The 19,272-nt window shown below is 73.2% G+C and carries 14 protein-coding genes; 11 read left to right on the forward strand and 3 right to left on the reverse strand.

The features are described from left to right. Positions 1 to 210: 210 nt before the first annotated feature. The 9 genes from ETAA1_RS29945 (at position 211) to ETAA1_RS29985 (ending at position 9,638) form a co-directional block, all read left to right on the forward strand. A complete protein-coding gene (locus tag ETAA1_RS29945) occupies positions 211 to 690 on the forward strand; it encodes a 3-hydroxyacyl-ACP dehydratase FabZ family protein (protein WP_145244275.1) in 480 nt (159 codons plus the stop codon). Continuing rightward, positions 687 to 1,451 (forward strand): 3-oxoacyl-ACP reductase family protein, encoded by a 765-nt coding sequence (locus ETAA1_RS29950; RefSeq protein ID WP_145244276.1) that lies wholly within the window; start codon positions 687 to 689, stop codon positions 1,449 to 1,451. Before ETAA1_RS29945 ends, ETAA1_RS29950 begins: the two co-directional genes overlap by 4 nt. Before the next feature lie 46 nt (positions 1,452 to 1,497). Then, a complete protein-coding gene (locus ETAA1_RS29955; protein ID WP_145244277.1) occupies positions 1,498 to 1,887 on the forward strand; it encodes an acyl carrier protein in 390 nt (129 codons plus the stop codon). Then, on the forward strand, positions 1,887 to 2,378 hold the full coding sequence (locus ETAA1_RS29960) for a 3-hydroxyacyl-ACP dehydratase FabZ family protein (protein ID WP_145244278.1): 492 nt from the start codon (positions 1,887 to 1,889) through the stop codon (positions 2,376 to 2,378). Before ETAA1_RS29955 ends, ETAA1_RS29960 begins: the two co-directional genes overlap by 1 nt. 230 nt (positions 2,379 to 2,608) lie before the next feature. Beyond that, entirely contained in the window at positions 2,609 to 3,895 is a 1,287-nt protein-coding gene (locus ETAA1_RS29965; protein ID WP_145244279.1) for a beta-ketoacyl-[acyl-carrier-protein] synthase family protein, read from the forward strand. After that, positions 3,895 to 5,184, forward strand: a complete 1,290-nt coding sequence (locus ETAA1_RS29970) for a beta-ketoacyl-[acyl-carrier-protein] synthase family protein (protein WP_145244808.1) — start codon at positions 3,895 to 3,897, stop codon at positions 5,182 to 5,184. The genes ETAA1_RS29965 and ETAA1_RS29970 overlap by 1 nt, the downstream gene beginning before the upstream one ends. Positions 5,185 to 5,330: 146 nt before the next feature. Next, complete coding sequence (locus ETAA1_RS29975; RefSeq protein WP_145244280.1) at positions 5,331 to 6,335, forward strand: alpha/beta hydrolase; 1,005 nt, start codon at positions 5,331 to 5,333, stop codon at positions 6,333 to 6,335. A gap of 112 nt (positions 6,336 to 6,447) precedes the next feature. Next, positions 6,448 to 8,139, forward strand: a complete 1,692-nt coding sequence (locus ETAA1_RS29980; protein WP_145244281.1) for a GH3 auxin-responsive promoter family protein — start codon at positions 6,448 to 6,450, stop codon at positions 8,137 to 8,139. Positions 8,140 to 8,264: 125 nt separating this feature from the next. Continuing rightward, complete coding sequence (locus ETAA1_RS29985; protein ID WP_145244282.1) at positions 8,265 to 9,638, forward strand: DUF1501 domain-containing protein; 1,374 nt, start codon at positions 8,265 to 8,267, stop codon at positions 9,636 to 9,638. Between the two features lie 162 nt (positions 9,639 to 9,800). On the opposite strand, the gene ETAA1_RS29990 is transcribed toward ETAA1_RS29985, so the two are convergent. Together ETAA1_RS29990 and rsmH are read right to left on the reverse strand one after the other, a co-directional pair. Beyond that, the gene (locus ETAA1_RS29990) at positions 9,801 to 11,453 is read right to left on the reverse strand and encodes a hypothetical protein (protein WP_145244283.1); all 1,653 of its coding nucleotides are present in this window, start codon (positions 11,451 to 11,453) and stop codon (positions 9,801 to 9,803) included. Positions 11,454 to 11,468: 15 nt separating this feature from the next. Then, entirely contained in the window at positions 11,469 to 12,362 is an 894-nt protein-coding gene (gene rsmH, locus ETAA1_RS29995; RefSeq protein WP_145244284.1) for a 16S rRNA (cytosine(1402)-N(4))-methyltransferase RsmH, read from the reverse strand. Positions 12,363 to 12,448: 86 nt separating this feature from the next. Here rsmH and ETAA1_RS30000 point away from each other — a divergent pair, with 86 nt between their 5' ends. Continuing rightward, on the forward strand, positions 12,449 to 15,124 hold the full coding sequence (locus tag ETAA1_RS30000; protein ID WP_145244285.1) for a heavy metal translocating P-type ATPase: 2,676 nt from the start codon (positions 12,449 to 12,451) through the stop codon (positions 15,122 to 15,124). A 3-nt stretch (positions 15,125 to 15,127) separates the two neighbouring features. Here the strand turns inward: ETAA1_RS30000 and ETAA1_RS30005 are convergent, their stop codons facing one another. After that, positions 15,128 to 18,172, reverse strand: coding sequence for a protein kinase domain-containing protein (locus ETAA1_RS30005; protein ID WP_145244286.1), 3,045 nt, complete (start codon positions 18,170 to 18,172; stop codon positions 15,128 to 15,130). 152 nt (positions 18,173 to 18,324) lie between these two features. Between ETAA1_RS30005 and ETAA1_RS30010 the strand changes: the two genes are divergently transcribed. Next, positions 18,325 to 19,218, forward strand: a complete 894-nt coding sequence (locus ETAA1_RS30010; protein WP_145244287.1) for an RpnC/YadD family protein — start codon at positions 18,325 to 18,327, stop codon at positions 19,216 to 19,218. Positions 19,219 to 19,272: the final 54 nt, after the last annotated feature.

Genomic DNA, 19,272 nt, shown 5'->3' on the forward strand with positions numbered 1-19,272 from the left:
GGCCGGAATCGCTCCAACGCTGATCTTTATGAGTCGGTGACATGATTCCGGGAATCGACCCCCCTCGGCCGGAAACAATGATTTCGGCCAGAACGTCGGCCCGGGTTGCGCCGACACCCCGGGCTTGTCCCGTTCCCCGGGCCTTCCTATACTCCCCTCTCTCGAAACGACATCCGGCGACCGCCGGGCCGCCGGACAACGTAAAGAGCGATGCGGTTCCACCTGATCGACCGGATCGACAGCTGCGAGCCGGGCAAGGCGCTCACCGCCACCAAGCGCCTCGCCCTCGGCGAAGAATACCTGGCCGACCACTTCCCCAAGTGCCCGGTCATGCCCGGCGTGCTCATGCTCCAGGCCGTGGTCGAAGCCGCCTCGTGGCTCTGGCGCGCCACCACCGACTACCGCCACCCCGTCGTCGTGCTCCGCGACGTGAAGAGCGTCAAGTACGGCACCTTCATGCTCCCCGGCCGCACCATGAGCGTGTCGGTGGAACTCGTGAAGCACGAAGGGGATACGGCGACGTTCAAGGGCAAAGGCACCAACGACGCCGGCCTGCAGACCGTGGCCGCGCAGTTCGTGCTGCACGGCTACGCCCTCGCCAACCGCGGCCCGGCCGGGGAAGCCGCCGACGCCAAGCTGCAAGACCACTGGAAGACGCGCTGGGCTCTCCTGACTGGGGCTCTCCGATGACCCTGACCGACAAAGTCGCGCTGGTGACGGGCGGGAGCCGCGGGATCGGCCGGGCGGTGGTGCAGAAACTCGCCGCCGAGGGCGCGAAAGTCGCCTTCGTCTACCGCGGCAGCCAGGCCGCTGCCGAAGAGTTGGTGAAGGAGATCACCGCCGCCGGTGGGACCGCGAAGGCCATCCAGGCCGACGTGGCCGAGCCGACCGCCGCCCGCCGGGTCGTGGACCAGGTGCTGGCGGACTGGGGCCGGGTCGATATCCTGGTGAATAACGCCGGCGTCATCCGCGACGGGCTGTTCGTGCGGATGGAGCCCGAGAACTGGCTGGCGGTGATCGACACGAACCTGAACGGCACGTTCTACTTCTGCCGGGCCGTCGCCGACCAGATGGCCCTGAAGCAGCGGAGCGGGCGGATCATCAACGTGTCGAGCGTCGCGGCCAGCCACGTGAACGCCGGCCAGACGAACTACGCGGCCAGCAAGGGCGCGGTGAACAGCTTCACCCGCGCCCTGGCCGTGGAACTCGGGAGCCGGAGCGTGACCGTCAACGCGGTCGCGCCCGGGTTCATCGAGACGGACATGAGCGAGGCGGTCCGCGCCAAGGGCGGGGACTTCATCGCCAAGAAGCTGGTCCCCCTGCGGCGACTCGGCAAGCCCGAGGACATCGCAGGGGTGGTGGCGTTCCTGGCCGGCCCCGCGGCCGCCTACGTCACCGGCCAGGTGCTCACCGTGGACGGCGGCCTCAGCCTGGGTGCCGTGACCGCGTGACCCGCACCGACACCCCCCGCCCTGCGGGCCACCGGAGGTTCCTGTCATGCCGACGAAGGACGAGATCTTCGAGAAGGTCCGCACCACCCTGGTGGACGCCCTCAACGTCGACGACGACGAGGTGAAGCTCACGAGCCGGCTCCGCGCCGACCTGAACGCCGAGTCGATCGACTTCCTCGACATCGTGTTCCGGCTGGAGAAGCAGTTCAACGTGAAGATTCCGCGGGAGGAGCTCTTCCCCGAGTCGATCTTCCAGGGCGACGCCGACTACGTGGCCGACGGCAAGGTGACGGCCAAGGGGCTGGACGAGCTGGCCAAGCAGATGCCGTTCGCCGACCTGACGGAGTTCCGCAAGGACCCGCGGCTCGACAAGATGGAAGACCTGTTCACGGTGGACCTGATCGTGAACTACCTCCAGAAGAAGCTGGGCGGCTGATGCGCTGGACGTGGATCGACCGGTTCACGGCGTTCGAGTCGCGGAAGGCGGCGACGGCGGTGAAGTGCCTGTCCCTGGCCGAGGACCACTTCGCCGACCACTTCCCCGGCTTCCCCGTCATGCCGGCGCCGCTCATCCTTGAAGGACTCGCCCAGACCGGCGGTATCCTCGTGGGCGAGGCCAACGGCTTCAAGGAGAACGTCGTCCTGGCCAAAATGAGCGCCAAGTTCGCCCGCGAGGCGTATCCCGGCGAGCAGCTCACCTACACCGCCACCCTCGTGGACCTGGGGGCGACTGGCGGGCGGGTCAGCGGCACGGTCAAGAGCGGCGACGTCCTGGTGGCCGAGGCCGACATCCTGTTCGCCCACGTCGGCCCCGACCAGCTGCCGCCCGGCGTTACCGACTCGAAGTTTGTGTTCACGGGTGAGCTGCAGACGCTCCTGAAGACGGCCGAGGCCGTGGCCGTAACCCCCGCCACAACAGCGGGTTAACGGCCGAGTTCGACACCCGCCGACGCAGCCGGAGGCCCCGTGTGGGGCTTTCCGCGTTTAACGGCGGCCCCGACAACCGGAGTTTCCCGCACCCCCCAACCCTCCTGGCTTATCAGACTGGGGTGTCGCGGCTCCAACGGCGCAAGTCCGCCGGCCGAATACACTACCTTGATGCTACACCCGCACCCAGGGCCGCCGATGTTTTGCCCTCTCCGTGCCGAGCCGCCCGTATGGTAGAGACCCCCCGCCGCCGGGCCGTCGTAACGGGGCTCGGGGTGATTTCCGCGATCGGCAGCACGCCCGCCGCATTCTGGGCCGCGCTCGAGGCCGGCACGCCCGGCGTCGGTCGGATTCGCGCCTTCGACCCCACCCCCCTCCCCTGCCAGCTCGGCGGCGAGGTGCCCGACTTCAACGCCAAGGCCGTTGTCGAGAAGGCCTACCGCAAGACGCTGAACGCGATGTCGCGGCCGGTGCAGATGGGGCTGGTGGTGTCGCAGTTCGCCATGCAGGACGCCGGGCTCGCCAAGGGGACCGTGGCGCCGGAGCGGATCGGCATCTCGTTCGCGTCGGTTATGGGGGCCACCGATATCGACGACCTGGCCGGGGCGAGCAAGCGCTCGTCCGTGGGCGCCCGGCAGGCGGTGGACATGGCGGTGTGGGGCGAGAAGGGGCTCCCCGAAGTGCCGCCGATGTGGATGCTGCGGTACCTGCCGAACATGCCGGCGTGCCACGTCACGATCGTGTTCGACATGCAGGGGCCGAGCAACACCATCATCCCGAACGACGCCGCCGGGGTGATGGCGCTGGGCGAGGCGCTCCGCATCCTCCGCCGCGGCGCCGCCGACGTGATGTTCGTCGGCGGCAGCGAGGCGAAGGTGAACCCGCTGAGCATGTCGCGGTTCAACAGCTTCTACCCGCTGACGCGCCGCAACGAGCTCGGCGGCGCGGCCGTGCGGCCGTTCGACGAGGCGGCCAGCGGCTCGGTGCTCGGCGAGGGCGGCGCCGCCTTCCCGCTGGAGGAGTTGGAGCACGCGAAGACGCGCGGCGCGAACATCCTCGCGGAAGTGGTCGGGTTCGCGGCGGGCGTCGACCGGCCGCTGGCGGGGCCGGGGTTGGCGCGGGTGATCCGAACCGCGCTGGCCGAGGCCGGCATCCAACCGGCCGACGTGGACCACGTGAACGCGCACGGCGTCGGCGTGCCGGCGCTGGACCGGTTCGAGGCTAACGGCATCGGCGCGGTGTTCGGCAAGGACGTGCCGGTGTTCGCCCCGCTGAGCCGCTTCGGCAACATGGGCGCCGCGTCCGGCGCGGCCGAGCTGGCGTGCAGCCTGCTGGCGCTGAAGCACGGCAGGCTGCCGGGCACGCTGAACCACGCCGCCCCGTACCCGGGCTGCCCCATTACGGTGCACACGGGGTCGCCGCGGCCGGTGACGAAACCCTACGCGGTGAAGGTGAGCGCCACCGACCTGGGCCAGTGCGCCGTGGTGGTGGTGAAGCGTTGGGACGGGGGGGCATGATGCGTCGTCGGGTCGTCATCACCGGGATGGGCGTGATCACCCCGCTGGGGCACACCGTCGCCGAGCTGTTCGCCTCCCAGCTGGAGGGGCGCACGGCCGTGGGTCCGCTCACCCGGTTCGACGCCCGCACCATGCCGACCACGTTCGCGTCCGAGGTGAAGGGCTTCGAGCTCGACAAGTACGTCGACGACCGCGGCCGCTACGCCCACTGCGGCGTCAACACGCAGTTCGCAATCGGCGCCACGAAAGACGCCCTCGCCGACGCCGGCCTCCTCGACGAAGGCACCGGCGACCGCAGCCGCATCGGCGTCTACCTCGGCTCGGGAGAAGGTGCGGAGGACTTTCCCGCGCTCATCAACAGCATCGCGCTGGCCACGGGTCCGAGCGGCAAGGCCGACCCGGCGACGTTCCAGCGGGAAATCCTGCAGGTGCTCAGCCGCGACCGCGAGGCCGAGGTGGAGATGCACACCACCTGCGGCCACCTGGCGCACCTGTTCGCGCTGGACGGCCCCAACTTCGCCTGCCAGACGGCGTGCGCCGCCAGCTCGCAGGCCATCGGCGAAGCCGCGGAACTCATCCGCGCCGGCGACGCCGACGTGATCGCCGCCGGCGGCTCGCACTCGATGCTCCACCCGCTCGGCATCACCGGGTTCAACCGCCTCACGGCGCTGTCGCAGCGGAACGAGTCGCCGCGGACCGCGAGCCGGCCGTTCGACCTGACCCGCGACGGCTTCGTCATCGGCGAGGGCGGCGGCATCGTCGTGCTGGAGGAGTTGGAGCACGCCAGGAAGCGCGGCGCCACGATCTACGCCGAGGTGACCGGCTACGGCACCACCGCCGACGCCTACCGCATGACCGACCCGCACCCGCAGGGGAAGGGCGCCATCCGCGCGATGGCCGACGCCCTGACCGACGCGAAGCTGAAGCCGACGGACATCGGCTACATCAACGCCCACGGCACGAGCACGCAGGCGAACGACTCGGCGGAGACAGCGGCGATCAAGGCCGTGTTCGGCGAGTACGCGTACCAGTTGCCGGTGTCGAGCAGCAAGAGCATGTTGGGCCACCTGATCGCCGCGGCGGGGGTGGTGGAACTGGTGATCTCGGTCATGGCGCTGCGGAAGGGCGTGCTGCCGCCGACGATCAACCTGGAGACGCCGGACCCCGAGTGCGACCTGGATTACATCCCGAACGTGGCCCGCGAGAAGCGCGTGGACCACGTGCTGAGCAACAGCTTCGGCTTCGGCGGGCAGAACATCGCGCTGGTGGTCAGCCGGTTTCGGGACTGATGATTGATGATTGGTGATTTGTGATTGATGAATGATGTGGCACCGTTCCTGTGTCCGGCATTCATCAATCGTCAATCACCAATCATCAACGTGGAGCAGGAGGCTCCCGCGAAGTGACAGCAAGTTAAGCACCGGGAGAAGCCAAGGTGGTCTTTTGGTTGTGGGTCACGCTCGCGGTCGTCGCCACCCCGCCCGTCGCGGTCGGGCTGGGGCTGGCCATGCTGTACCTGTACCTGCGCTGGAAGTACGTCCCGCTCCTCGTCCGCATCTTCCAGGAGAAGCCGCTCTTCATCGTGCCGAAGGGCCAACCCTCCGACGCCGCCGAGCCGGTGGCGTTCCCCGCCGCCGACGGGCTCACCCTCCGCGGCTGCTACGTCCGCACCCCGGCGCCGACCCGCAAGGGCGTCATCCTGTTCGGCCTCGAGTTCGGCTCCGACCGGTGGGCGTGTCGGCAGTACTGCGAGCAACTGGTCGCCGCCGGGTACGACGTGTTCACCTACGAGCCGCGGAACCAGGGCGACAGCGACAAGGACGCCGCCTACGAGCCGCTCCAGTGGGTGACCGATAAGGACACCGCCGACCTGTCCGCGGCCCTGAAGTACCTCCGCGCCCGACCCGACGCCGACCCCGCCGGCATCGGCCTGTTCGGCATCAGCAAGGGCGGCAGCACCGGGTTCGTGGCCGCCGCCGGCGACCGCGGCATCCGGTGCGTCGTCACCGACGGGGCGTACGCGACGTACACGACGCTCGTGCCGTACATGCAGAAGTTCGTCAAGATTTACAGCAGCCGCAGCAACTTGCAAAAGGCGCTGCCGAACTGGTTCTACGGGCTGCTGGGCCTGTCCGGGGTGCGGCGGGTGGGGCGGAACCGCGGGGTGACGTACCCGAGCGTCGAGAAGGCGGTGGGGCGGATGCGGCAGCCGCTGCTGATGATCCACGGCGAGGGCGACACGTACATCAAGCCGGACATGGCGCGGGCGCTGTTCGAGCGGGCGAAGGGCGAGAAGGAGCTGTGGGTGGTGCCGAAGGCGAAGCACAACCAGGCGCTGCACGTCGCCGGCGACGAGTACCACCGCCGCGTGGTCGAGTTCTTCGACCGGCACCTCGCGCGCGTCGACGCGGAGCCGACCGTACCGGCCGGGGCGGACTGACGCCGCGGGAATGACCAATTTCCAATGACCCACCAATGACCAAGAAAGACGTCGCTGGGTTTCCTTGGTCATTGGTGGGTCATTGGTCATTGGTCATTCGGCGGAAATCTCCATGTCGCTGAAGCGCTTCCTGCTCGTCCGCCTCGGCCGCCTCCTCACCTACCCCGTCCGCCGCAAGCTGCGCCACTTCGAGACCGCCTGCCACGACCCGGAAGCCGTGCAGACGGCGCTGCTGTTCCACATCCTCCGCAAGCAGGCCGGCACCGGCTTCGGCCGCGACCACGGCTTCGCCGAAATCCGCACCGTCGCCGACTACCGCCGCAGCGTGCCGATCGCGCCGTACGAGCGCGTCGCCCCGTACATCGAGCGCGTTCAGAAGGGCGAGCTGAACGCGCTGCTCGCCGACCGCGCCGTGCGCCTGTTCGCGCTGACAAGCGGCACCACCGCCAGCCGCAAGCTCATCCCGGTGACCGACGACTACCTCGCGGCGTACCGGCGCGGGTGGAACATGTGGGGCGTGCGGATGTACCGCGACCACCGCGGCCGCCGCATCGCCATGCGGCCGATCATCCAACTCGGCGGCGACCCGGAGGAGTACCGCACCCCGGCCGGCATCCCGTGCGGCAACCTCAGCGGCTACACCGCGATGGTGCAGCGCCGCCTGATCCGCCGCATGTACGCGGTGCCGTACCAGGCCGGCAAGATCAAGGACGCCACCGCCCGCTACTACGTCGCCCTGCGGTTCGCCCTCGGCCGCGACGTGTCGCAGCACGCCGCCGCCAACCCCAGCACGCTCGTGCAACTCGCCCGCACCCTCGACGCCGAGAAGGACCACCTGCTGCGGGATTTGCAGAACGGCACCCTCCGCAGTGACATCGACCTGTCACCGGAGATTCGCGCCGAACTGACGCGCGGGTTGAAGCCGAACCCCGTCCGCGCCCGCGAGCTCGCCGCCGTCGCCGCGAAGATGGGCCGGCTGTACCCGATGGACGTGTGGCCCACCGAAGGCACGATCATCAACACGTGGACCGGCGGCAGCATGGGGCCGTACCTGCGGCAGCTGCCGCGCTACTACGGCGAGCCGCCGGTGCGCGACCTGGGGCTGCTGGCCAGCGAGGGCCGCATGACGATCCCGTTCGCCAACCACACGGCGAGCGGCGTCCTCGACATCTGGTCGCACTACTTCGAGTTCGTGCCGGAAGCCGAGATCGACTCGCCGCAGCCGACGGTGCTCGGCGCCCACGAGCTGCTCCTCGGCCGCAGCTACTACATCCTGCCGACGACGCTGTACGGCCTGTATCGCTACCACATCTCGGACCTGGTCCGCGTCACCGGCTTCTACGGCCAGACGCCCGAGGTCGAGTTCCTGGGGAAGGGCCACCGCTTCGCCAACCTGACGGGCGAGAAGCTGAGCGAGTACCACGTCACGCGGGCGGTGGACGCCGCGGCGGCACGGGTGCCCCAGCCGCTGACGGCGTACACCCTGGCCCCGGTGTGGGACGACGTGCGGCCGTACTACGCGCTGTTCCTGGAGGAGCCGGACGCGGGCGCGGCGCTGCCGGCGTTCCTGGCGGAACTCGACCGCGCACTCGGCGAGGAGAACGTGGAGTACGCGTCGAAGCGGGAGGGGAACCGGCTCGGCCCGGTGCGGGCGGCGCTGCTGCCGGCGGGGGCGTGGGCGGCGTGGGACCGCGCCCGGCTGGCGAGTACCGGCGGCTCGGCGGAGCAGTACAAGCACCCGTGCCTGATCGGCGACCTGTCCTTCCGCGCGTCGATGCCGGTGACGCGCGAGGTGGGGGCGTGACGACGGCCGTCGGCATCCGACAGCCCGGCCAGGGCCGGGTCGGCGACATTGCCGCTTGACGCCGGCCCGTCCGAATGCGACATTTCCAGTACCCGCCGGTCTGCCCTTCCCGCCCCGGAGCCCGCATGTTCCGCCTCGACCTCGGCCGCTCCGGCCCGTACTGCGACGGCCGCACCCGCCGCGACTTCCTCCAACTCGGCGTCGCCGGCATGGCGTCGGTCGGCCTCCCCGCGCTGATGAAGGCGAAGGCCCAGCCGTCGCTGTCCGACCGCAAGAACACGTCGGTCGTTCTCATCTGGCTGGACGGCGGCCCCGGCCACATGGACATGTACGACATGAAGCCCGACGCCCCGGAGGAGTACCGCGGCCTCTGGCGCCCGATCCGCACCCGGGTGCCCGGCTTCGACGTCACCGAGCTCTACCCGAAGCAGGCGAAGATCACCGACAAGTTCTCCGTGGTGCGCAGCCTGCACCACGACACCGGCGACCACTTCGCCGGCGGCCACCGGATGCTCACGGCGAAGGACATGGGCGTCAGCGGCGCCAACACGCCGGGCAAGTTCCCCGGCATCGGCTCGATCGTCAGCCGCGAACTCGGGCCGCGCGTACCCGGCATGCCGGCCTACGTCGGGGCGCCGCACGCCGCGAGCATCGGGCTGGCCCCGGGCTACTTCGGCGGCAACTTCCTCGGCACGCACCACGACCCGTTCCTGACCGGCGACCCGAGCCCGGCCAACTACCAGGTCCGCAACCTCAACCTCGCCGCCGGCCTCACCGTCGAGAAGCTCGACAGCCGCCGCGACCTGCTAGCCCACTTCGACACCGCGCAGCGCAGCCTGGACCGCAACGCGACGGCGCAGGCGATGGACCGCTTCAACCGCGAGGCGCTCGAGTTCGTGATGGGGCCGACGGCGCGGGCGGCGTTCAACATCGGTCGCGAGCCGGTCGGCCTCCGCGACCGCTACGGCCGCAACGGCCTCGGCCAGAGCTGCCTCCTGGCGCGCCGACTCGTCGAGGCGGGTTCGACGTTCGTGACCGTCCACTCCGGCGGCTGGGACCACCACTGGGACTTGAAGGCGAGCTACGAACGGATGCTGCCGCAGGTGGACGCCGCGGTGGCGACGCTGTTCGAGGACCTGGACGACCGCGGGCTGCTGGACACGACGCTGGTGGTGCTGTGCGGCGAGTTCGGGCGGACGCCGAAGATGAACGACGGCGGCAACGGCGGCCCGCCGCGCAGCCAGGGGACGCCCGGCCGCGACCACTGGGGCAACGCCTTCTTCTGCCTCATGGGCGGCGGCGGCGTGAAGGGCGGCCAGCTGGTCGGCTCGACCGACCGGCTCGGTCAGCGGCCGCACACCCGGGCGGTGACGCCGTCGAACATCCACGCCACGATCTATCAGGTGTTAGGGATCGACCCGAAGCTGATGCTGCTGGACCCGAGCGGCCGGCCGGTGAACGTGCTCGACGACCCCGAGCCGATCCACGAGCTGTTCTGAGCCGCGGGGCGACGCTCGGGTGGGGTTCATTGTGTGCACGCGACCCCCCCGGGGGGTCGAGGCACGCATTGAGTCAAATACACAAATTATCGCTGGGACGACAGGCAGGCGGAAGCCACGTCGGAGCAACGGGTTACGCCGGCACCACGACCGCCTCCGCCGTCACCGCACCGTCGCGTCCGGCGGCAGCGCCAGCGTCGTGCCCGCGGGAACCATCTCCGGCGTCACGCCGCCGTTCAGGTCGTAAATCTCCCGCCACCGCGCCCGCGAGCCGAGCGTCTGCTGCGCTACCGCGTCCAGCGACATCCCGCCCGCCGGCACCACGAACCGCTTCGTGCCGCCGGCGCGGAACGCCGGCGCCGGGTCGGTCGCGGTCGGCGGCTGGAACCCGCCGGTCGTGCCGACGAGCTGCCCGTGCCGCTGCCGCAGCACGTGGACCGGCGGCACCTCCACCGCCTGGCCGCCGGTCAGCGGCCGGTTGCGGTTGAACGCCGCCAGCGCCCCCGCGTACCGGGCGTCGTTGTAGAACGCCTTGCTGATCGACTCGTAACTGTCGCCCGCCTTCGGCTCGTGCAGGTCCACGTCGAACGTGGTCTGCGGCGCCCGGTCGGTGATTGCCGGCGACCGCACCCCGGCCGCGGGCGTCACCGTCGGCGGCAGCGCCGCGGGCGCCGGCGTGAGGTTCGGCGTCGGCGTCAGGTTCGGAACCGCAGCTGGTGGCGTGGGCGTGAGGGTGGGCGCCGGCACGAGCGGCGTCGGCGTGACTGGCGCGCCGGACACCGGCGCGTTCGGCACTGCCGGCGTCAGCGGCGGCGCGTTCGGCACCGTCGGCGTCAGCGGCGGCGCAGTCGGAAGGGACGGCGTGAGCGGGGGCGCGCTCGGCACCGTCGGCGTCAGCGGCGGCGCGTTCGGCACCGTCGGCGTCAGCGGCGGGGCGCTCGGCACCGTCGGCGTCAGCGGCGGGGCGCTCGGCAGCGGCGGCGCCGTCGGCACAAGAGCCGGCGTCGTGGGCGGCACCACCGACGGCGCCGCGGGGAGCCCGACCGGCGCGGCCGGGGCCGACGGCAGCGGCGGCAGTTCCACCTTCGTGACGGCGGGCGGCGCGGCCGGACCCTGCGGTGCCGTCGGGAACGACTTCGGATCGATGCCGGCGACCGGAACGACGGCCGGCGGCAGCGGCGGGGCTGCCGGCACCACCGGCGTGGTGCGCGCCGCCCCGGGGGCGGTGAACTCGGCGGGCGTCACGAGTGGCGGCGACGGCAACTGCGGCACGTCTTGCGTCACGCGCGGCGGGTAGGGCGGCAGCGCGGCCGGCACCGCGGGCACCTGCGGCGCCGCCGGGTACAGCTGCGGCGCGGCCGGCAGCGGCACCGCGGCCGCGGGCGTCGGCGGGACGACCGGCGCCGGGCCGCGGCCGGACTCGACCGGCAGGAGCGGCACCGCCGCGGGGAGTTGCTGGGTCTGCGCCGGCACGCCCGGCGGGCCGAACGGCACCGCCGGCGGCTCGGCCTTCGCCTTCGCCGTCTCCGGCGTGGGCGTCGCCTTCGCCGTCTCCGGCGTGGTCAGCTTCTCGGTCGGCCGGTCGGGCGCGACGGGGGCGCCGTACTTCACCACCGCGACGCCGGCGCACAGGCTCAGCCCCGCGACCGCGGCGCCGATCGCCTGCTTCTTCGTGAACGACTTCACCCAGCCGAGCAGGCCGAACGGCGCGGCCGCGTCGGCCTTCGCCTCGGGCTTCGCTTCGGGCTTCGGGGCCGCCGGCTTCGGGGCCGCCGGCTTCGCCGCGGCGGGCAGGTCAACCGCGATCGGGTCCATCCGTGCCCCTCGTCTTCAGGGTTGGGTCGGCTCCCGCGCCGCGACCCGCAGCTTGGCGCTGCGCGACCGCGGGTTGCGGGCCAGTTCCTCGGCGTCCGCCTCGACCGGCTTCCGCGTCACCGGGCTCCACACGCCCGGCGTCCGGAACGCCTGCTTCACCCGCCGGTCCTCCAGCGAGTGGAAGCTGATGATCCCCGCCCGGCCGCCCGGCTTCACCACCGCGGGCAGCGCCGCGAGGAGCCGGTCGAGCGCGCCGAGCTCGTCGTTCACGGCGAGCCGCAGCGCCTGGAACACCCGCGTGGCGGGGTCGATGCCGCCGCTGCGCGGCACGCACCGCCGCACCACGTCGGCCAGGTCGGCGGTCGTGGCGAACGGCTTCGTGGCGCGCCGCTCGACGATCTTCCGCGCCACCCGGCGGCTGTGCCGCTCCTCGCCGAGTTCGAAGAACAGGTCGGCGAGGCCGGCCTCGGACAGCGTGTTCACCAGGTCCGCGGCGGGCCGGCCGCCGGTCGGGTCGAGCCGCATGTCGAGCGGCCCGTCGGCCCGGAAGCTCAGGCCGCGGTCCGCCGCGTCCATCTGGTCCGAGGCGAACCCCAGGTCCGCGAGGACGCCGTCGACGGCGGTCAGGCCGCGGTTCGCCAGCACGGCCGGGAGCTGGTCGAAGTTCGCGTGGACGAGTTCGACCGGCAGCCCGGCGAGCCGCACGGCGGCGCGCGCGAGCATGGTCGGGTCCTGGTCCAGGGCGATCACGCGGCCGGTCGGGCCGACGCGGTCGGCGATCAGCTTCGCGTGCCCGCCGCCGCCGGCGGTGCCGTCGACCCACAGCTGTCCGGGCTGTGGGTCGAGGAGGCGGACGACCGCGTCCGCGAGGACGGGGACGTGCCGGGCGACCGGGTCGGCTGGGGACATAGGCGGTTCCGGAAAACGGGTCAAGCCGAACCGGGGGCGCGTGCAACGCCGCGAGCGGCGGGGGCATTCGTAACCTAGCGGGAACGATGTCGCACTGCTCCCACTGCGGCGGGCCGGTCGGCGGGTCGGGCCTCGCCGGCCGGCCGTGGCCCGGCCGCGCCGCCGCCGCGTACTGCTGCTACGGCTGCCTCAGCCTCGGCGAGGCCGACCGCCAGCGCGACGCCGCGCCGCGCCCGGGGATGGCGCTGGGGATGCGCCTGGCCGCGGCGCTGCTCGTCGTCGGGCAGTCGATGATCTTCGGGCTGGCGCTCAACCTCCACGACGACGTTCCCGCCGACGTCCGCCGCGTCGTGCAGTCGCTGATGCTCGGCGCCACCGCGGTCGTGTTCGCGCTGCTCGGCGGGCCGCTGGTCCGCGCCGCGTGGGCGGAACTGCGGCACGGCCGGGTCACGCTGGAGGCGCTGTTCGTCGTCACCGGGCTGGGCGCGACCGCGGCGTCGGTGCAGGCGCACGTCACCGGCCGCGGGGCGGTGTACTTCGAGGTGGTGTCGATCCTGCTGGTGGTGTGGACGCTCGGGAAGCTGGTCGGCGCCCGCGCCCGCGCCGCGGCGCTGGCCGGGGCGCACGCCTGGGCCGGGCAGCTGGCGACGGCGCGCGTCGTGGACGCCGCCGGCCGGTCGCGCGCGGTGCCGGCCGCGGACGTGCTTCCCGGCGACGTGGTGGAGGTGAGCCCCGGCGAGACGGTGCCCGTGGACGGCGTGGTCGTCGCCGGCGTGGGGTACGTGTCGGAGGCGCCGGTGAGCGGCGAGCCGTTCGCGGTGGTGCGGCGGCCCGGCGACCGCGTCCTGGCCGGGGTGGCGTCGCACGACGCCACGTTTCGCGTGGAAGCGACCGCGGCCGGGACGGCGCGGCAGGTGGACCGCCTGCTCGCGGCGGTGGCGGCGGCGCGTGACATCCCGTTGTCACTGCAACACCGCGCGGACCGGCTGAGCGCCGCGTTCGTGCCGCTGGTCGTGGCGGTCGCGGCGCTGACGTTCGGCTACTGGGCGGTCCTCACGCCGCTGGGGTGGGAGGCGGCGCTGTTCCGGGCGATGTCGGTGCTGCTGGTGGCGTGCCCGTGCGTGCTCGGGCTGGCGACGCCGGTGGTGGTGTGGACGGTGTTGGGCCGGCTGGCCGAGCGCGGGCTCGTGGTCCGCTCCGGCGACGCGGTCGAGCGGCTGGCGGCGGTCGATGTCGTGCTGCTCGACAAGACGGGGACGCTGACCGACGAGCAGTTTTCCCTCGTGGACGTGGAGACGGCGTGCGCCGGCGAGGCCCGCGCGGAGCTACTGGGCTGGGTGGCGGCCGTCGAGGAGCGGAGCAAGCACCCGGTGGCGGCGGCGTTCGCGCGGCTGCCGCAGGCGGAGGTGCGGGTGGAGCGGCTGACGGCGGTGCCGGGCTGCGGCGTGGAGGCGGACGTGGTGGCGAACGGTGTGGCGCGCACGCTGCGGGTCGGGCGGCCGGGGTGGGTGGCGGGGGAGGGCGGGGAAGGGCTTCGTCCGACGTGGTTAACCCCGCACGATGAAAGCCAATTCCACCACCGCGTCGCCGTTTCGGTCGACGGCGAGCTCGCCGCGGTCGCCGTGGTGGCCGAGCGGCTGCGCGACTCCGCCGCCGACGCGCTCGCCGCCTTCGACCGCCTCGCGCTTCCCGTCGAAGTGCTCACCGGCGACACCGCCGCCCGCGCCGCCGCGCTCGGCCTTCCCGCGGCGCATGGCGGCCTCCTCCCCGCCGACAAGCTGGCGCGAATCAACACCTTAGCCGCAGCGGGGCGGCGGCCGCTGATGGTCGGGGACGGCATCAACGACGCCGCCGCGCTGGCCGCGGCGCACGCCGGCGTCGCGCTGGCGTCGGGCACCGACCTGGCGGTCGCGGCCGCGGACGCCACCCTCTACCACGGCGACCTGCGCGTGCTGCCGTGGGCCGTGGAACTGTGCCGGGCCGGCGTCCGCGCGGTGCGGCGCGGGCTCGCCGCGGCGGTCGCGTACAACGCCGTCGGCGTCGCGCTCGCGGCCGCGGGGCTGCTCCACCCCGTCGCCGCGGTGCTGCTGATGGTGCTGTCGAGCGTCACGATGGTGGTGTTCGCCGGGCGCGTCGGCGTGCGGCCGGATTGTGGGGGGAACCGCGAAGTCGTGTGCGGCGTGGGCCGCGGCGTGGTTCACGGCGCCGCGGTGGCGCTGCAGGGGCTGCTGTTCGCGCTGCTGACCGGGGCGACGCCCGCGGTCGCGGGTGCCACGGTGGCCGCGGCAGTGGTGCTCGGCGGGCTGCTGGCGGCGTGGTGGGTGCGGCGGCCGGCGCTGGCGCACGGCGCGGACATGGCGTTCGGGATGCTCACCGTCGGCAACCTCGGCATGCTCGCGGGCTGGTTCGCCGACGCCGGGTTCGCGCCGCTGGCGTGCGCGCGCTGCTGCACGGGCGCGGAACCCGGCATGTGGTTCGGCATGCTGGTGGCGGCGAACGCGGCGATGCTGTGGCTCGGCCGGCGGCCGTTGCCGGGCGGCGACCACGCGGCGGCGATGTTCGGCGGCGGGAACGTCGGCATGCTGGTCGGCATGGCCGCCGGCGGGCGGCTCGCGGCGGCGGCGGAGGTGACGCCGCTGGCGGGGGCCGTGGCGGTGGCGCTGGCGGGGATGACGGTCGGGATGGTCGGCGGGATGCTCGCGGGGACGTGGCTCGCGGAGCGGCTCGTCGGTGCGGCGCGGCGCCACGCCGCAAGCCGCTGATCGTCACGCCGGCACCAGGTACGTTCCGGCGAGGCGGTCCTGCGGCGGCCGCGTCGGGAACTTCAGCGCCACCGCCACGTACACCGGCAGGAGCGCCGCCGCCAGCAGCCACAGCGCCACCGCCGCCCCCGACCGCGCCGGGTGGTACACCTGCACCCACGCCGACGCCGTGAGCAGCCCCGCCACCGGCAGCCACACCAGCAGCGCCCGCCACGCGCACTGCCGCCGCGACGCCCGCCGGCCGTCGGCCCGCACCACCGCGATGCCGGTCAGCAGCATCGACACGCCGCCGCGGAGCAGCCCGGCCGTCAGCACCCACACCAGCGGCACCGCGGCCAGCAGCACCCACACCGGCCCCGCCTCGGAGCCCCACGGCGAGGTCACGTCGCCGCGGCCGGCCTTCTCGGGGGCGGCGGCCCACGCCAGCACCACGCCCATCTCGCGGGCCTCCTCCGCCGGCTGCCGCGACAGGTCCAGCACCACGTCCTCGATCCGGTCCAGCGCCTTCCGCTGAACCCCGAGGAGTTCCGCGCGGCGGGCGCCGGCCTCGTCGCGCTTGCGGTCGCGCAGCCGCTCCACCCGGCCGGCCGCCCGCGGGTCGTTCAGCGCCTTCGCCGCCCCGTCGATGCGCCCCAGGTGCGGCGCCTGCGCCGGGTCGCGCAGCGCCGCCAGGGTGCGGTCGGAGATGTCGGCCTGCAGCCCGGCGAGCGCCGTCACCACCACGCCGACCGCGGCCGCGCTCACGAACATCAGCAACAGCCCGCCGGCCAGCACGGCGGCTTGCAGCGTCAGCTGCGCGGCGCGGATCGACGGCGTCACCTCCGGCGGGTGGGCGTGCGTCGCGGCCAGGTCGGCGTGAACGGCGTCGAGCGCGCGGTAGCCGCGCGGGTCGAACAGGCGGTCGAGCACCGGCACCGCGTGCGGCGGAACCGGGGCGCGAACCCCACCCGCGTCGGCGTCGCGCGGGCGGCCTTCGAGCGTCAGCCCGGCCACGGCCCGCAGCAGCGCGAACGGTGCCCCCCCGGCCGCGGCCGTCACCGGGCCGCCGGGAAAGTCCAGCAGCTGAACGCGGCCGTTCGGCTCCACCCACACCTGATCCAGCCCCAGCCGCGGCGGCGTGGTGCCGTCGGCGGCGGCGGCGCGGAACTCGTCCACCAGCTGTTCCAGCAGGAACCGCGCGTCGGCCCACGGCAACGGGCGCCGCGGGTGAATCGTGTCGGCCAGCGGCGCCCCGACCGGGGCGGCGAACGCCGTCCACGCGCAGTCGGCGCCGGCCCACGCCACGCGACCGCTGCCGAGGCGGCGCAGGCGCGTCGGCCGCGCCGGGTCCGTTCCCACCACGGCGGTCGGCGTCAGCCAGATGACGACGCGGCGGCCGAGCGCTCGGTCTTCCGCGGCCCACACCTCGCCGCCGGCGCCGTCGGCCCACAGCCGGCCGCGGACCGCGTACCCGCCGAGCGTCGCCGGCAGCGGCTGCGACGGGTCCGGCGGCACCAGCGCGTCCAGCGGGTTCGGCCGGGCCGACACCAGCTTCGGCCGCCGCGAGCGGAACGGCCGCTGTGTCACGTGGCAGCCGCTGACCAGGTCGTGGACGCCGCGGTAGCCGCCGGGCGAGCGGCGCAACTGCACCGCGAACACGGCCAGCCCCGCGGCAAGCACGGCGAGCCCGACCCACCCGCCGAGCACCTGCCCCGCGGCCGCCGGGGCGTACATCAGCGCCAGCATCATCGCCCCGAACGTGCCGGCGCGGAGCCACGCCCGGCCGAGGCCGGGCGGCCCCGTGGCGCCGACGCGGCTCACGCGCAGGCCCAGCAGCGCCTTCCCGAGTGTGCGGCCGAACAGGCCTTCGAGCGTGGCGAAGTACGCCAGCGTCACCGCGTCCTCGACCGGGTCGATCGGCACGCCGGCCAGCGCGACGTGGCCCCAGCCGATCAGCTTCCGCAGGATTTCGACCGGCAGCGTCACCAGGAGTGTCAGCAGGATGGCGTCGAGGAGGAAGGCGCCGATCAGCGCCCGCGGCCGGGCCGGCGTCTGCCGCGCGGGCACCAGGTCGATCAGAGCCTCGCGCAGTTCCTCCAACGACCCCCAGCGGCGGCCCGGGTCGCGCTCCAGCCCCTTCATCACCACGCGGTCGAGCGCCGCGCTCACGGCCGGGCAGCGGTCGCGGATCGACACGGCGGGCTCGGTCACGGCCTTGGCCAGCGCCGCGGTGATGCTCTCGTGGTGGTACGGCGCCTCGCCGCACAGCAGGTAGTACAGCGTGGCGCACACCGAGTACACGTCCGAGCCGTAGTCGAGCGGGTCGCCGCGCAGCTGCTCCGGCGACGCGAACAGCACCGTGCCGAGGAACGCGCCGCTCTGCGTGAGCTGGCGGTCGGAGGAGCCGACGAGCGACTTCGACAGGCCGAAGTCGCCGACCTTCACCCGGCCGTCGGCGGCGAGGAAGCAGTTCGACGGCTTCACGTCGCGGTGGAGCACGCCGAGGCGGTGCGCCTCGGCGAGCCCTTCGACCACGTCGAGGATGTGGGCGACGGCCTGGTCCGGCGGGACGGGGCCGCGCTCGTCCACCACGTCCTTGAGGGTGCGGCCGGGCATCAGCTCCATGACGATGTACGGCCGCCCCGCGTCGGTGTCGGCGGCGAGGACGAACACGCAGCGCGGGTGGGCCAGCTGGCTGGCGAGGCGGCCCTCCTGGCGGAAGCGGTCGACGGAGCCGGGGTTGGCGGCGAGGCGGCCGGACAGGAGCTTGACGGCGACGCGGGCGCCGGTGTCGGGCGCCTCGGCCTCGTAGACGGTGCCCATGCCGCCGGCGCCGAGGAAGCGGCGGAGGTGGTAGCCGCCGACGACGGCCGGGGGCGGCTCGGGGGCGGGCTCGCCGGTGTCGGAGAACGGCACGAACGAGCCGGTGACCATGCCGGCGGGGACGGGCGTGTTGGGGTCGGCGGGGCCGGCGGAGAGCTTCTGGCCGCAGTACATGCAGAACGCGGGCGGGCCGCCGGGGTCGGCGGTGGACAGCGTTCGCCGACAGCGGGTGCAGGTGATGGTCACCGCCGGGTGGCCTCCGACCGGTGGGCGAAGGGGGGTTCGCCGCCGGGCGTGGGAGATTATCGGGACGGCGGGCCGGAACGCAAGCAGCGTTGCGCAACCCGGGCGCAACGAGCCGTTTGACCGTGCCTCACAGGGCGGCTAAGGTGTCTGGCGTGTCCAAGCCGTTCGACACCATTCTGAAGACGTTGATCGTCGGCCACCTCGGCGAGTGGACGGCGTACCTCGCCGCCCGCGCCGGGCTGCCGGTCGGCCCGGCCGAGCCGCTCGACACCGACCTGTCGGCCACCCTCCAGGCTGACCGGCTGTTCCGCGTCCGCGCCGACCCGCCGTTCGTCCTCCACCTCGAACTCGAATCGACCGGTCGCCTCGGCATCCCGACCGAGTTGCTGCGGTACAGCGTCGCCGCGCTCGGGGCCGTCGGCCTGCCCGTTCACTCCGTACTGGTGCTGCTGCGGCCGAAGGCCACCGCCACCGACCTGACGGGGGTGCTGGACGTGCCGGGGGCCGACGGCCGGCCGTACCTGACGTTCCGCTACACCGTCGTCCGCGTCTGGCAGGAGTCGGTGGCGTCGTTTCTCGCCGCCGGCCCCGGCCTGGCGCCGCTGGCCGTACTGACGAACGAGGCCGCCGGGAATCTGGAGGCGGCGGTCGAGCGGTTCCGCGACCGGCTCACCGAGCCCGACGTGCCGCCGCACCTGGCGAAGGCGCTGTTCGGTTCGAGTTTCATCCTGTGCGGCATGCGGTATGATGAGGCACGGGTCGAGGCCATCTACGAGAGGCTGAGCATGACGCTGGAAGACTCGACGACGTACCAGCTGATCTTGAAGCGTGGCGAGGCGCGCGGCGAGGCGCGGGGGAAGGCGGTGGGGGAAGCCACGGGCCGAGTCGCCGAGGCCCGCGGCATCCTCGCCCGGCTCGGCACCAAGAAGTTCGGCACCCCACCCCCGGCCGCCCTGGACGCCATCGCGGACCGCGAACGGCTCGAACGGATCGCCGAGCGCCTCCTCGACGCCGCCGGGTGGGACGACCTCCTCGGCACGCCGTAGCGCTTCACCCCGGGCCGCGGGGCGGGTATAACAGAACGTATCCCGCCTCCCGCA

The organism is Urbifossiella limnaea, from assembly GCF_007747215.1.
GTDB lineage: Bacteria > Planctomycetota > Planctomycetia > Gemmatales > Gemmataceae > Urbifossiella > Urbifossiella limnaea.

What these genes read in the sequence shown, in the direction of transcription:
- ETAA1_RS29945 (WP_145244275.1), top strand. Translation starts at nt 211, where the DNA reads ATGCGGTTCCACCTGATCGACCGGATCGACAGCTGCGAGCCGGGCAAG.
- ETAA1_RS29950 (WP_145244276.1), top strand. Translation starts at nt 687, where the DNA reads ATGACCCTGACCGACAAAGTCGCGCTGGTGACGGGCGGGAGCCGCGGG.
- ETAA1_RS29955 (WP_145244277.1), top strand. Translation starts at nt 1,498, where the DNA reads ATGCCGACGAAGGACGAGATCTTCGAGAAGGTCCGCACCACCCTGGTG.
- ETAA1_RS29960 (WP_145244278.1), top strand. Translation starts at nt 1,887, where the DNA reads ATGCGCTGGACGTGGATCGACCGGTTCACGGCGTTCGAGTCGCGGAAG.
- ETAA1_RS29965 (WP_145244279.1), top strand. Translation starts at nt 2,609, where the DNA reads ATGGTAGAGACCCCCCGCCGCCGGGCCGTCGTAACGGGGCTCGGGGTG.
- ETAA1_RS29970 (WP_145244808.1), top strand. Translation starts at nt 3,895, where the DNA reads ATGCGTCGTCGGGTCGTCATCACCGGGATGGGCGTGATCACCCCGCTG.
- ETAA1_RS29980 (WP_145244281.1), top strand. Translation starts at nt 6,448, where the DNA reads ATGTCGCTGAAGCGCTTCCTGCTCGTCCGCCTCGGCCGCCTCCTCACC.
- ETAA1_RS29985 (WP_145244282.1), top strand. Translation starts at nt 8,265, where the DNA reads ATGTTCCGCCTCGACCTCGGCCGCTCCGGCCCGTACTGCGACGGCCGC.
- ETAA1_RS29990 (WP_145244283.1), bottom strand. Translation starts at nt 11,453, where the DNA reads ATGGACCCGATCGCGGTTGACCTGCCCGCCGCGGCGAAGCCGGCGGCC.
- rsmH (WP_145244284.1), bottom strand. Translation starts at nt 12,362, where the DNA reads ATGTCCCCAGCCGACCCGGTCGCCCGGCACGTCCCCGTCCTCGCGGAC.
- ETAA1_RS30000 (WP_145244285.1), top strand. Translation starts at nt 12,449, where the DNA reads ATGTCGCACTGCTCCCACTGCGGCGGGCCGGTCGGCGGGTCGGGCCTC.